The sequence below is a fragment of the Pseudomonas izuensis genome (assembly GCF_009861505.1).
Taxonomy (GTDB): Bacteria; Pseudomonadota; Gammaproteobacteria; order Pseudomonadales; family Pseudomonadaceae; genus Aquipseudomonas; species Aquipseudomonas izuensis.
On the sequence record NZ_WTFT01000009.1, the window covers coordinates 227,448 to 241,650 of the forward strand.

Consider the following 14,203-nt stretch of genomic DNA (forward strand, 5'->3'; position numbering starts at 1 on the left):
CAAGCGCGCGGTCATTACATTCAGCCTCAGCGTCCATACTCACCCACATGCCCACCCAACTCAGCGATAAACAATTATGAGCCATCGTGCCTACGGAGCCGTCAATGCAACTCAGCCGTGTGAATTTGGCAGACATTGTTTACTTCCTTGCCATTGCTCGACATAGCAGTTTCAGCCGCGCGAGCATTGATGTGGGTATCAGTGCGTCCGCACTGAGTCATGCCATGAAAGGACTGGAAGCAAGGCTTGGAGTCCGACTCTTCAACCGGACCACTCGGAGCGTGACGCTGACGGCGGCGGGAGAGGAATTACAAGGTTTGGTCAGTGCGCCAGTCAACGACATCGGCCAGGCGTTGGAGACTCTAAATCGTCTACGTGACGAGCCTGCTGGCCGTATTCGCCTGAACGTTCTGAGCGATGGTGCAAAATTGCTGCTGGGACCTGTACTACCGGTCTTCGTTGAGCGTTATCCGAACATCGAAATCGACCTCACGGTGACCAACAAAATGATCGATGTGATTGGAGACGGCCATGACGCTGGTATTCGATTCGGCGGAACTGTTCCGACCGACATGATTGCTCAACGATTGTCTCCCGATATTCGCTGGTCAGTAGTAGGTACGCCAAACTATTTTGAACGCTTCGGAACCCCGGCCCACCCAACAGACTTGATGCATCATCGCTGCCTTCGCGTGCGCTTGGGAAACGCCCGGATCTATCATTGGCAGTTTGCAAAAGATGACCAGATTCTGGAGATAGATGTTCCTGGCACAATCACACTGGATGAGTCGCGAGTCGGGATTTCCTTAGCGACTCACGGAGCGGGTTTAATGTATGTACCTGCTGCAATTATTGCTCCCCAAATTGCAGAGGGGACGTTGTGCGAAGTGTTAGCAGATTGGTCGCATGTTGATCCAGGATTCCACCTCTACTACTCAAGCTTCAGGCAACTCCCTGTTGGACTCCGTTTGCTGATTGAGTTGATCCGAGAAATGCAACCGATGGGCCCGCTCCCCTGAGCCTAGCGCAGGCCCCTTAGCCCCCCCCCTTCAGAACTCGCGTCCATGAACAGGCTTCAGTCAGCCTACGGTGTAACCACCATCAATGGCCAATGATTGGCCTATGACAAAACTCGATCCTGGGCTGCACAACCACAGCACAGCATCGGCTACCTCGCTAGCTTCACCCAAACGCCCGATGGGTTGAAGCTTCATGAGTTCCGCCATTGCTTCAGGCTGGGTTTCAAGCATCGTTGAAACCATTGGCGTGTTAATGATCCCCGGGCACACCGCATTGATACGGATACCTCGTGCGGCATATTCCAACGCCGCGCTCTTGGTCATGCCCAAAACGCCGTGTTTGCCTGCGTGATAAGCCGAACGCCCGCCAATTCCTACCAGCCCGCCGAGCGAGGAACAATTCACGATGGCGCCACCAGTTTCTTGTTTGCGCATTTGAAGCAACTCGTACTTCATGCAGCTCCAGACACCGCGCATGTTCACAGCATTAACCGCATCAAACTCCTCCCCGCTTGCATCAGCTACTTCTGCAACAGGAGACTGGATACCTGCGTTATTGAATGCAAAATCCAACCGACCGTAGGCAGCGACTGCATGTTCCACCATGGTCTTGACCTGAAGCTCATTGGCGACATCACAGCGAATTGCCATGGCATCGAAGCCCTCAGCGACCAGGGCGCGTGCTTCATTGACAGCAGCCTCCTCATTGAGGTCAGCCAATATTACTTTGGCACCTGCGACCGCGAAGGCTCTGGCAGTCGCTAATCCCATACCAGATGCGGCTCCAGTAACAAGAGCAACTTTGTTGGGGAAGGCGTAAGTGACAGATGAGTTCATTTTGAAGACAGCCTTAAATGGGGAAAGTAAGCGCTAACCTCTAACGTCAAGCGGCCGGAGCTTGACCGGATGTATCCAGCCACCAGCTACTGACAATCAGGTTCAGCAAAAGAGTTGAGCGTTTGCCTCTAAGTCTTCTGGCGTTTAACAAAGACTTCGTTAAACACTGGGACTGCTGAAAAAGCGTTAGGCCAGCCAGCGTAGAAAGCGAGCTGGGTCAGCATTTCAGACGCCTCTATTTGCGTCAGCCCATTGTCCATAGCGCGGTTAAGGTGATAACCAACCTGTCCAGTCTGCCCGTTGGCAACCAGCGAGCTGACGGTGATCAAACTTCGGTCTCTTGGGGCAAGGCCAGGGCGCAGCCACAAATCGCGAAACAGCGCAGAGGTGGTGTACTGAACCAGACCGGGTGATACGGGCCCCACGATCTTGTCGACTTGAGCTACACGTACTTTCTCAGTGGTCTCATCAAGGGCAAGCCGATTTGGCGACACAGGTGCCAGTTGATCAGGTCCAATGCCTCGTTTTAGGAACACTCCCTTGGCAACCAAGATCGTGGCCGTGGCGTTACCCCATCCAGAGTAAAACGCAAGATGATTGATAGTTTCCGACAACTCCAGTGGCTTAACACCATTATCTAGGGCCCGGTTGAAGTGGTACGCCATCTCAACGGTTTGACCACGAGCAATTAGCACAGCCACAGTAACCAAGCTTCGGTCACGGGGGGACAATCCAGGACGTTTCCATATCTCACCGAGGAGCAACGAGTCCGTGCTTTGAGCGAGTGCAGGTGATACCGCTCGTGCATCGTCAGGGGTTGGGACCGACGGTGTCCCTGAGGTTATGGAATTCCTATCAGGAGTTGCGCAGGCGGCCAGAGATAACGACAGTAGTGTGAGGACAAGCTTACGAATAGTCATCGTGCAGCCTCGTACTGCGCATCTGTGACAGGCTCAAGCCACTCGACGTTTTTGCCGTCTAGAGTTTCCTGAATCGCCATATGCGTCATGCCAGTAGTAGCCGTCGCACCATGCCAATGTTTAACCCCAGGAGGCGTCCAAATCACGTCGCCCGGCTTGATAATTTGCTTGTCACCACCAGCTTGCTGAATCCAGCCCATACCTGCTGTAACCACCAGAGTCTGGCCTAGCGGATGCGTGTGCCACATGGAACGGGCGTTTGGTTGGAACGTCACATAACCCGCAGAAACTCGCGAAGGGGCACGCGCTGGAAACAAAGGATCAATACGGGCGCTGCCTGTGAAATTGGAGGGGGCGCCAATGAGCGAGGCCTGCTCACCATTCCTGACGATGCTCATTGTCGCTTCGCTGTCTGCCGCCGTAGCGGTAAGAGGCCCCCCAAGCGTTGAGGCGATCGCGAATAAAGCTGCGAGTGTTCTCATCATTAAGCTCCTGCCTGCGAATCGGGTCAGCACTCAACTTAGTCTATGAGCGACACAGCGACTACCACCCCTTCGTCTCACGAAGTTATGAGCGACATTCATCAATACAGCTGTTTTGGTTCGAAAATCAACGCCACGCTCTTTGATGAATGCTGCTCAACAGTTCGTCCTTGTTTTCACCATATTACGGGAGTGATTACTGAGTTAGCGTGAACGGCGTTACCACCTAAAAAACCTAATCACTTATCTCCAATGTGCTACTGCGACTGCTCTGGACACCTTCAGAAGCAGCGATGCGGAGACGCTTTGGCGTTTCCGCAGACTGTCTCTGCCAAGAGAAAAGCTCTTATGTAGCCATGCAGATAGCGAGCATCGGCGCAGGCTGAAGGAGCCCTTATGAACTGGGAAAAATCAGAACTGGAAAAAATCATCAAGGCCGACGATCTACACATAGCCCCTTTTCGATTTGACGGGCGAACTTACGGCACACCTACCTGGATCTGGTGTGTCGAGGTCGATGGAAGTCTATATGTGCGCGCCTACAACGGTGTCCAGTCGAGCTGGTATCAGGCAGCAACGGAACGCAAGACGGGACAGATTGTTGTTATGGGAATCGCATGTCCGGTGCAATTCGAGACCGTCGAAGCATCGTTGAATGGCCGTGTAGATGACGCATATCGGGCCAAATACGCAGCCAGCCGATACCTGTCCTCAATGATCAGCGAACGCGCTAAAGCGACGACGTTACGTCTTTTACCGTTGAACAAAGGTTTTAGATTTCCCCATGAGTGAATTGGACATTTCATCCCAACCGAAAGACAACCTTCGCCTGAATGATCAAGCTCAGGATCATGGCCTGAGGATCCTGCTCATCCTGAGCATGTTGATGGCGTTTGCCTCCATTTCGACTGACCTGTACCTACCCGCAATGCCTATGATGGCGGCAGCCCTCCATGTCAGCGGAGGAACGCTGGAGTTAACTGTCACCGGCTACCTCATCGGCTTCAGCACCGGACAATTGGTTTGGGGGCCGGTCAGTGACCGATTCGGTCGCAAGCTGCCGGTTGCCGTCGGGTTGGTGCTGTTCATCATCGGTTCGGCAGGATGTGCTTTGGCAACTGACGGCACGCAGATCATCACTTGGCGTGTAGTACAGGCACTAGGAGCTTGCGCCAACGTAGTGCTGGCACGCGCCATGGTTCGGGATCTTTACCAGGGCCGCAAAGCGGCCCAGAAGATGTCCACGCTGATGACAATCATGGCCATCGCCCCCCTCGCGGGCCCGACTGTAGGTGGACAAATTCTGAGGTTGGGATCGTGGCAAGCCATTTTCTGGGTACTGGTGCTGATCGCCGTCGCAACCTTGATCAGCTTGGTGATGCTCCCTGAAACGTTGCCCCACAGCCGTCGAAGTGCCGCATCCCTGAAGGAGATCATCGCGAGATACGGCAGATTCTTTGGCGACCGTCGCTTTGTTGGCTACACGGCAGCAGGAGCATTCTTCTACGCGGGAACGTTCGCCTACATCGCAGCATCCCCATTTGCATACATCACCTATCACCACGTTTCGCCGCAGATATACGGAGTGCTTTTTGCGGCGGGGATCATCGGAATGATGGTCACTGCACAGGTCAATGCCAGGCTGCTCGACCGTTATGACACACAAACGATGATGATGGTGGGCGCACTAATGTCAGCGTGTGCGGGGTTGTTGCTAGCGCTCGATACTTGGTCCGACTGGGGCGGATTAGCTTTGATGATTTTCTCGTGCCTGTTATTCGTCGCAGCCACAGGTCTCGTATTGGCAAACTCAATCGCTGGAGCGTTGAATCGCTTTCCACAATCGAGTGGGTCGGCTTCAGCTCTCGTGGGCTTCCTTCAGTACGGCTCAGCCATGATTGGATCGGCCATGGTCGCCATCTTCGCAGATGACACTCCATGGCCTTTGGGTGCTGTACTTGCCGCGTGCGGGGTCGGCTGTGCTCTATGTGCATTCTGGGTACGGCGCATGGAGAATGCGACGCTACCTGAGTAATCTTTGGTTCTTGCCGAGGTTGAATAGCAGGACATTGGTGTTCAACCTCGGGGCTTAGTCGATAAGGGCTATCGCTCCTTCTGTATGGGCTGCGCTGCAACCATCTGCGCCGACCATCCCCCACCCAACGCGCGTATCAGTTGGACCGTTGCCCGGCGCTGCCGGGTATTCAAGTCCAGTGCACTGCGTCGCGATTGAAGGTTCGCAGTCTGTGCCGTGACCACCTCGATATAGCTCACCGCGCCGTCGCGATAGAGGTTGTTAGCCAAATCAAGAGCACGCTGGGTTGCAACAACTGCCCGCTGTTCGTCGCTCGCAGCCTCCCCGTATCTGTTCAGCGACGAGAGCTGATCTTCCACTTGCTGAAAAGCCGACAAAACGACACCTCGATACACATGCCCTTCCTGATCAAGTACCGCTTCTGCACGGGCTATTTCCGCTTTTCGACGGCCACCATCGAAGAGACTGACCAGTAAGCCGGGACCGGCTGCCCAAAAAATATTCGGGGCGGAGAGAAAGTTACCGAAATCGTCGCTCTGATATCCGCCTATCCCGCTCAATCGAACGGAGGGGAAATAGGCCTTGCGCGCTACGCCGACACTGGCATTGGCCGCTGCAATCCGATGCTGCGCTGCCGCGATGTCTGGACGGCGTTGCAACAAGTCGGAGGGTATGCCCAACGGAATCACAGGGACGTCACCGGCAAGCAGTTTTGGCTCCAATGAGAAGCTCGAAGCATTCGCCCCCACCAAGGCAGCAATAGCATGTTCAAGCAATGCGCGTTGAGCCTGAACCTGATGTAGCTGCGAACCCGCAGTCTCAAGTTGTGCCTGTGCTCGGGCAAGATCCAAACCCGATGCGACGCCTCCTCGATGACGCTCGGCAGCCATGGACGCCGCCCGCGCGTATGCACTTTCAGTTTCTTGCAGCAGGCTGATCTCCTTATCGGCCCCTCTCAATGCAACCACTGTATCTGCGAGTTGAATTTGCAGCGCCAAACGCGCCGACGCAAGATCGGCCTGAGCGGCCTGCTCTTGGGATACTCCTGCCGCGACTTGCTGGCTTACGCGCCCCCAGAGGTCGATTTCGTAATCAAAATTCAGAGCAAGAGTGGCACTGCTGTAATTATCTGGGGATGATTCACCGCGTAACGGTCGACGCTCCGATTGACGATTGCGAGCCCCGTTTAGGCTTGAGTCAACAGACGGCATGCGTGCGGCCCGAATGGTATCGGTGGTCGCGCGTGCTTGCTGATAACGCGCCAGTGCGCTTCCAAGATCGGGGCTGTTGGCGATCAACCGCGCCTCCAGGCGATCAAGTTCAGGATCCTTGTAAATGGACCACCATTTTTCCTGGGCCAACGGAATGGATGTGGCAGAGACATCGCCCCTTTTTTCCTTGTAATTGTCTGTGATCGGTACCTGTGGCAACGGGGGTTGTGGGGCAGACGCGCATCCGGTCAACACAGCGAGGGTTGCAATGACATACGCCCCTCTCATGGCTTAGCTCCTTCGGTTTCAGCGACGGCTATACGGACGGGATCGCCATTGGCTATCCCGTCCGGTGGGTTATTGATAACCCGATCCGACTCCTGCAAGCCTGCCAACTGAATGATATTTCCAAAGTCACGGGCGATGGTTACCTGCCGCAGTTGTGCAAGACCATCATTTCCGACTGCCGCCACCTGAACACCAGATTTACCAAGAATAATTGCGCTCGGTGGCAAGCCGAACTGCTGCGCCACGGAACTCTGCCCATCAAATCGCACCAACGCGAAACCACCCGGCAACAGCTCACCAGAAGGATTGTCCACCGTGAGCTGCACTCTCATGGCCCCCGTTCCTGTATTAATCGCTTGGGCAAGCGACTGTACGGTTGCAGAGTAAGTGTGGTCCGGCCTCTCAGGTACGCTGAGCTTTGCTGGGCTCCCCTCCTGAATATTGGCAACCTGCCGTTGCGGCACATCCACATACACTCTTATTCGACGTGTATCCGAGACGACAAATAGCTCACTACCTGAGTTCATCCCACCATTGATCAATGCCCCTACATCGGTGTTACGAGCCGTGATGACACCATCAAACGGCGCAACAAGACGCTTGAATTGCTGCTGGGCCAGCAAGCGCTCGACGTTCGCAGTCAGTGCGCTTACTTCAGCTTTTTTCGCTTGAAAATCAGCCGCCCGCTCTTCGGCTTCCTGCCGCGAAACAGAGTCGCTGGCAAGAAGTGCTTGCCAGCGCTTCGCAGTAGATTCGGCTAGGGAGGCATCGCTACGTGCACGTACTAACTCTGCACGAGCCTGGAGGATCTGTTGGTCGAGATCTGGCGTTTCGATCTCAGCCAATACCTGACCAGCCTTAACCTTGTCGCCAATATCGACCATCCAACGCTGGAGATAGCCACTGACTCGGGCATGAATCGGTGCTCGGGACCAAGCTTCGATACGGGCGGACAGCTCAATCGTCGATGCAGGTACAGCTGTGGGAGAAATCAAAGCAACAGATTTGGTGCTCTGGACATGGGCTCGACTCTCCAGCGCCTCAGCACGAGACCAACGTAAAAACAGGCCGGTGATCACCACGACGAGAGCGATACAGATAAGGATCAACGCAGCCGGGCGGCGCAAGATGTGGACGGATTCAGTACTCATATCAAGCAACTCCAGAGACAGACAACGCTTGCGCAGATTTGGCGCGACTTGAGTTACGCCCGTGCACAAGGCTGAACAGCACAGGCACAAACATCAGAGTGGCGATGGTGGCGAAGATCAGACCGCCAATGACCGCTCGACCCAACGGAGCGTTTTGCTCACCGCCCTCGCCCACGCCAAGCGCCATCGGCAACATTCCGATAATCATCGCCAGGGCAGTCATCAACACGGGACGGAAACGGACAAAGCCAGCCTCCAGGGCGGCAGCCACTGGGTCGCCGATTAGTTCGAGCTGTTCACGGGCGAAACTGACCACAAGGACACTATTGGCAGTGGCCACCCCCATACACATGATTGCCCCCGTGAGCGCAGGCACTGATAGCGTCGTGTCTGTGGCAAACAGCATCCAGACGATGCCCGCCAGCGCAGCGGACAAACCGGAAACGATGACTGCCGGATCCAACCAGGACTGGAAATTCACAACGATGAGCAGATAGATCAGGACAATGGCGCCGATCAACCCGAATAGCAGTCCGGAGAAGGCTTTCTCCATGGTCTGTACCTGCCCGAGAAGATGCACGGATGAACCTTTCGGCACATCATCCTCCGTATCGGCCAACACCTTGCGGATATCTGCGGCAACAGCAGCAAGATCTCTGTCCTGTGTAGCAGCATGGATCTGGACCATTGGCTGAATGTTGTAATGGCTCACAAGTGCGCTGCCAGTGGTTCGCTCAAAACGTGCAACACCTCCCAACGTTGTACCCGCAGGTGAAACACCGTTCCCTACAGGAAGATTCGAAAGCGCCGCTAGCGAGTCGAGATCGTACTGAGGGGTCTGCATCACAATGGAATAACTCACTCCATTAGCGGGATTGAGCCAGTAGGTCGGCGCGACCTGGCTGCTACCTGCAAGATTGATCACTAGACTGTTGGCGACATCGCGCGTGTTCAGCCCCAGCAGCCCTCCCTGCGCCCGATCAAAATCGATGTTGAATTTGGGCGCCATGTTCGATTGCTGAATGCGGGCATCCGCTACACCTGGAATTGCGCGGATACTTTTGAGTAAGCGCTGCGCGTAACCGAAATTCGCCTCAATGTTCGCCCCCCTCACCTGTATATCAATCGGTGCGGGTGCGCCGAAGTTAAGGATCTGGCTGACGATATCAGCGGGTGGGAATGAAAACGTCGCATCAGGAAAACGCTCAGGTAGGATCTCGCGTAACTGCCGCACGTAATCGGCAGTAGGGCGGTGCCCGTCTCGTAATGCGATTTGGAAGTCGCCATCCTGTGAGCCCATTACGCCCGTGTTGTTGTAGGTCGTATTGGTAGGGCTATTCGGCAAGCCGATGTTATCAACCAACGTCTCAATCTCTTCGGAGGGGATGACCTCACGAACTGCTCGTTCAATGTGCGCAAAGCGTGCGGCCGTTTCCTCTACTTGTGTGCCTACTGGAAGACGGACATGCATCAGCACCTGCCCAGAGTCGACCGTAGGAAAGAAATTCGCGCCGAGGAAAGGCACCAAGCCGAAGGAAAGCATTACGACTGCGGCGAATCCGACGAGAAAGGCTTTGCGGGTAGCCAATGCCCGCTCAAGCAGGTCGCGATAGCCACCACGAAAGCGCTCAAAGCGTTTCTCGAAATCACGTTGAAACCGAACCAGCGGGTTGCGCGACTGGGTCACGGCGTGCGCATCTGCGTGGATGCCTTCGCTCATTGCATGGGGCTTCAACAGATACTTGGCCATTGTTGGAACCAAGGTCCGTGACAAAATGAAAGAGCACACCATGGCAAAAATGACCGACAACGCCATAGGTACAAACAGGAAGCGTGATACGCCTTCCAGGAAGAACATCGGCACAAATGCTATGCAGATACAAAGGAGCGAAACGAACGCTGGGGTGACGATTTGCCGAGCACCGTCAAGGATCGATGTTTCTACATCCTTACCCTGTTCGAGATGCCAGTTAATGTTTTCGATGGTGACTGTTGCATCGTCCACCAATATGCCGATGGCAAGCGCAAGCCCCCCTAGGGTCATCAAGTTCAATGTCTGCCCGAGCGCGGAAAGCGCCAGGATTGAACCGAGGATCGACAGTGGAATCGAAATTGCGATGATGATCGTCGAGCGCCAACTCCCCAGAAATAGCAAAATCATGATGCTCGTCAGAACAGCCGCGATAGCACCTTCGAGCGCCACTCCCTTGATTGCAGCTCGAACGAAAACAGATTGATCATTGATCGCCAAAACCCGCAGTGAGTCGGGGAGCGCTCCGCGCATCTGATCCAGCTTCTCGCGGATGCCGTCTACGATAGACAGCGTGGAGACAGATCCGTTTTTCAAGACAGAGAGCAAGACAGAGCGCCCACCGTCAACGTGCACGATGTTCGTCTGCACGGCGCTGCCATCGCGCACGTCCGCAACATCACGCATGAAAATAGTGGATCCGTTGACGAACTTGACCGGAATACGACCAATATCCTCAATCAGGGTTGGTGCGCTATTAAGCTGTAGCGTGTATTCCAGCCCCCCGATTTTTTGAGTACCAACTGGGATAAGGACGTTGTGCACGGCCAATGCGGCCGCGACATCCTGGGCCGAGAGACCTCGCGCCTGAAGAGCTTCCGGTCTGACATCGATTTGGACTTGACGCTGCTTACCACCGTAAGGCCACGGAACCACAGCGCCAGGTACTGTGATGAGCTGAGTACGTACATCATTGGTCGCGACATCGAAAAGCGACTGCTCAGATAGGGTCCACACTATTTCCATGCCTCGTGCGTTATTAACGTCAGTAGTCGTGAGATCCAATACAGCCAATTTTTTAGTACCGAACCCGGCCCAACGAAATTCGTTGATCAGAATGTCCATCAAAATCACAAATTATGGACATATTGAAAAATTTCTTAACTTATTGATTTGGATAATTTTTTGTGTCCATGTCCATGCCTAAGCTCACTAATACAGAACTTCGACAAGACCATCGTTTCCATCCCGACCTGGCGCCTGATGTCCGAGTCGTTCAAGAACTGGCGTGGCATGCAGCAGTCCGGTGGTCGACGGATCAAGCGCAGCCTGTTCATCGACGCCAGCGGTGTGCGTTTCATCCGCGATGACGAAGAGCAGAAACTGTCCCAGGTGCATTTACTGACTGACTACATCAGCCGCAAACAGGCTGAACTCAAGGCCTGGAATGAAGCCCAGGGCAACGTCGCGGCCATGTCGGCCAACCGTCGGCGCATGACCAACATCGGGACATTTCGCGCCTATGCCCTGGCGTACCTGAAGAGTCACCCGGAGGTCCAGCCGAACATGACCTGTATGGTTCGGCAGATGCAGACCACGGCCCAGGGCGTTCCACTGGAAATCTACTGTTTCACCCGCACCACGGCGTGGGCCGATTACGAGCGAATCCAGGGGGATATTTTCGACTACCTGCTGGCGGTGCTGCCGGAGTTCGGGTTGAGCCTTTATCAGCAGCCCAGCGGCACGGATTTGCGCGCCGGCTTGCTGCCGGCGGTCCTCGGCGCCAGCCATATTCCCGAGCCGGAAAAGCACATCATGTAGCACCGGTCTTGCGGCGCGCATGATCAATGGCGCCCATCCGGTCATAACTTATCAAGAACCCACTGTTGAACAGCGGCTGTATCGTTTATATCCCCGTCAAAAACGAACCGGGGGTCATAACTTTGATTATTGCCTCGCGTTCGGCCTCTCCATACTTTTAACGGTAGCCAGAACCGGGCGCCACTCGGCAGCGTTTGAGCGCCTATATCGATATAAAGCGTATCGGCGCTCGTAGGTAACCCAAAATGAACAACCCCCGGAACAGCAAGCACGACGTCCGCAAAATCCAGACAGGCACTCGCGCAAAATGAGTCAGTCACCAGTGCAAGCTGACCTTTGAAACCCTGGTCATTGGCGCCTCTTGCTCCCTCTTGATCAACCGAAGAAGTGCCCGGCTGTCGCAACCAGTCTTTTTTCTCGTGAAGGGCAGATTCCATCGATCGGGTTAAACCGAAAACAAACCTATACGGCTCACTGTTTTTCCCATAGTCGCTTTCCATGGCAGTGAGCGCTTTATTGAGCGTTGAGAGTGCAAAAGGCGAAACACGCCACATCGCATACGCATGAGAGGACTCATCCAGGCTTTTTGCCCGTTGCGGGCCTAATAGAGCAGACAGTATTTCAGCCCCCACCAAACTGTTACCGCCGCGATTACCTCGTGTATCGAGCACAACCAGCTTGGCATCATCGATACGCTTGATGGCGTCGAGCATTTTATCGAGGGAAGCATTCTCGGCGGCTGACGGCATGAAGTTTGATGCCTGTATCCAGTACCGCCCTCCCCCCAAATTCTGGAGCGTTTGGGGTGGTTGCGGCTGGCGCAAAAAGGCTGCCAATTGCCCGTGATCTTCTTGCCATAACAGAGGAAAGTGTTGCCTGACGCCATTCGGGAGAACAACCAGACAACTTTTTGACAAGGTCCTCGCCAGCACGGGGTAGCTGGCATCATCGACCGTCAACTGCTTAGCCAAATGCAACCAGGTCGACGTTAGATCAAGCCTGCGATCAATATAAGGAGACAGTTCACTCTCCAGAATCTCGCGGACTGATTTGTTATCACAGGCTATAACCTCGGAATCTAGCGGCGGTAACGGTACAGGCCAATTTTTAGCAACGTGCTTTACAACGAATCTCTGCCCCTGCAGATCCAGAAGAAAGCCTGCCCAGGAAGATTTCCCTGGATTGTTTTGACTCAGGCCAACATGTCCGTCCTTGAAGCCGGCAATGTAAAAATCAAGGACGGCTTGGGAGTCTTTCCGTGAGTCGACACGTTTGGACAGCTCACTCGCTTTCAGAAAGCCCTGTTCAACCCAGTCTGTAAACGCCTGGTTATTACTGTCCAAGACGCCAGGATGAGCAGTGACGATCAGTTGCCGCATGACCAGAAGGTCATCGATCGTTGATTGTTTCCAATCTTTTGTACGCGCTTGTTCAGCCAACACAGCTTCTGGCGTAGACACCATCAAGCCAGCCCACAGGCAGACACCCACAGCCATTTTTTTGCACGCATATTTCATGCTGCCATTCCCTTGGTTCTTCCGCTGTCCATGGCTTACCAGCCTGCTTGCGGGTCCAACTGCCGCACCCTGCGGCAGCGCCTACACGAATTTGGCTACGCGCCGGATGCCCAAACGACTGATCCACACCGCTAGCAGAATCACACCACCGCCAAGGAGCAACCGTCCCAGTTCTTCATGCTGATTCCAGATCAGCAGATTGATCAGCAATCCGACCGGCACATGCAGGTTGTTCATCACCGCCAATGTTCCGCCATTGACCAGGCACGCGCCTTTGTTCCACCAGTACAGCCCCAAGGCAGTCGAGACCAGGCCGAGGAACAGCAGCACGCCCCATTGCAGCGGCGCTTCAGGCAGGAAGTTCTGTTTACCGAACAACAGAAATGCCGGCAATGCCACCGCCAGTGCGCCCAGATAGAAGTAGCCGAAGCGCCGATAATGCGGCAGGTCGCTCGGGTGCCGCGCCACCAGATGCTTGTAGAGCACCTGCCCGGCGGCGTAGGTGAAGTTGGCCAATTGCAGCAGCAGGAAACCCATGAAGAAGTCCGGGTTGATCCGGTCATAACGAATCACCGCCGCGCCCGCGACCGCCACCAGTGCAGCGATCAATGCCCAGGTATTGAAGCGGCGATTGAGCGCATCCTCGATCAGGGTCACGTGCAACGGCGTGAGGATGGTGAACAGCAACACTTCCGGCACCGTCAACACACGGAAACTCAAGTACAGGCAAACGTAGGTCACACCAAACTGCAACGCGCCGATCAGCAACATGCCGCGCATGAAGGCCGGCTCCACCGAGCGCCAGCGCGTCAGTGGAATGAACACCAGCCCGGCCAGCAGCACGCGCACCAGTACCGCGAAGTAACTGTCGACATGGCCGGCGAGGTATTCGCCGATCAGACTGAAGGAAAACGCCTGGATCAGCGTGACAAAAAGTAGATAGCCCATGCTCGCCTCGTTTCGAATGGCGGCGACGATAGCGGTTTTTGCCGGTGATCGCACTAAACCCTGTAGGAGCAAAGCTTGCTCGCGATGGCTGAGTGTCAGTCGACAACGATGTGACTGACCCACCGCTATCGCGAGCAAGCTTTGCTCCTACAGGGATAGGCAAGATCATCAAATCGCAGGCAAAAAAAAGCCCGATCTCGCTAAAGCGTTCAATCGGGCCAGGG

At 54.8% G+C, this 14,203-nt stretch carries 11 protein-coding genes and 1 pseudogene; 4 read left to right on the forward strand and 8 right to left on the reverse strand.

Going from position 1 to position 14,203, the window contains the following annotated elements:
- Positions 1-104: 104 nt before the first annotated feature.
- Positions 105-1,019 carry a LysR family transcriptional regulator gene (locus GPL81_RS09815; RefSeq protein WP_160106570.1) on the forward strand — a complete coding sequence of 305 codons (915 nt, stop codon included), beginning with the start codon at positions 105-107 and terminating at the stop codon, positions 1,017-1,019.
- A 60-nt stretch (positions 1,020-1,079) separates the two neighbouring features.
- Here the strand turns inward: GPL81_RS09815 and GPL81_RS09820 are convergent, their stop codons facing one another.
- The 3 genes from GPL81_RS09820 to GPL81_RS09830 form a co-directional block, all read right to left on the reverse strand.
- The gene (locus GPL81_RS09820; RefSeq protein ID WP_160106571.1) at positions 1,080-1,856 is read right to left on the reverse strand and encodes an SDR family oxidoreductase; all 777 of its coding nucleotides are present in this window, start codon (positions 1,854-1,856) and stop codon (positions 1,080-1,082) included.
- A gap of 128 nt (positions 1,857-1,984) precedes the next feature.
- Complete coding sequence (locus GPL81_RS09825) at positions 1,985-2,776, reverse strand: carboxymuconolactone decarboxylase family protein (protein ID WP_160106572.1); 792 nt, start codon at positions 2,774-2,776, stop codon at positions 1,985-1,987.
- Positions 2,773-3,258: a (R)-mandelonitrile lyase gene (locus tag GPL81_RS09830; protein WP_178122580.1), complete on the reverse strand. Its 486-nt coding sequence runs from the start codon at positions 3,256-3,258 to the stop codon at positions 2,773-2,775. Before GPL81_RS09830 ends, GPL81_RS09825 begins: the two co-directional genes overlap by 4 nt.
- Positions 3,259-3,654: 396 nt before the next feature.
- Between GPL81_RS09830 and GPL81_RS09835 the strand changes: the two genes are divergently transcribed.
- The gene (locus GPL81_RS09835) at positions 3,655-4,050 is read left to right on the forward strand and encodes a DUF2255 family protein (RefSeq protein WP_160106573.1); all 396 of its coding nucleotides are present in this window, start codon (positions 3,655-3,657) and stop codon (positions 4,048-4,050) included.
- Complete coding sequence (locus tag GPL81_RS09840; RefSeq protein ID WP_160106574.1) at positions 4,043-5,293, forward strand: multidrug effflux MFS transporter; 1,251 nt, start codon at positions 4,043-4,045, stop codon at positions 5,291-5,293. The genes GPL81_RS09835 and GPL81_RS09840 overlap by 8 nt, the downstream gene beginning before the upstream one ends.
- Before the next feature lie 68 nt (positions 5,294-5,361).
- Here GPL81_RS09840 and GPL81_RS09845 read toward each other — a convergent pair whose 3' ends face one another.
- From GPL81_RS09845 to GPL81_RS09855, 3 genes are read right to left on the reverse strand one after another with little or no spacing between them, the layout of a single operon-like run.
- Positions 5,362-6,792 carry an efflux transporter outer membrane subunit gene (locus tag GPL81_RS09845; RefSeq protein WP_160106575.1) on the reverse strand — a complete coding sequence of 477 codons (1,431 nt, stop codon included), beginning with the start codon at positions 6,790-6,792 and terminating at the stop codon, positions 5,362-5,364.
- A complete protein-coding gene (locus tag GPL81_RS09850; RefSeq protein WP_160106576.1) occupies positions 6,789-7,943 on the reverse strand; it encodes an efflux RND transporter periplasmic adaptor subunit in 1,155 nt (384 codons plus the stop codon). Before GPL81_RS09850 ends, GPL81_RS09845 begins: the two co-directional genes overlap by 4 nt.
- Position 7,944: 1 nt before the next feature.
- A complete protein-coding gene (locus GPL81_RS09855) occupies positions 7,945-10,818 on the reverse strand; it encodes an efflux RND transporter permease subunit (protein ID WP_218585640.1) in 2,874 nt (957 codons plus the stop codon).
- Positions 10,819-10,908: 90 nt separating this feature from the next.
- On the opposite strand from GPL81_RS09855, the pseudogene GPL81_RS09860 reads away from it, so the two are divergent.
- A pseudogene (locus GPL81_RS09860) lies at positions 10,909-11,514 on the forward strand (mechanosensitive ion channel family protein); the annotation flags it as partial.
- Between the two features lie 41 nt (positions 11,515-11,555).
- On the opposite strand, the gene GPL81_RS09865 reads toward GPL81_RS09860, so the two are convergent.
- Positions 11,556-13,031: a S41 family peptidase gene (locus tag GPL81_RS09865; RefSeq protein ID WP_160106577.1), complete on the reverse strand. Its 1,476-nt coding sequence runs from the start codon at positions 13,029-13,031 to the stop codon at positions 11,556-11,558.
- 81 nt (positions 13,032-13,112) lie between these two features.
- Positions 13,113-13,979, reverse strand: coding sequence for a carboxylate/amino acid/amine transporter (locus GPL81_RS09870; protein ID WP_160106578.1), 867 nt, complete (start codon positions 13,977-13,979; stop codon positions 13,113-13,115).
- Positions 13,980-14,203: the final 224 nt, after the last annotated feature.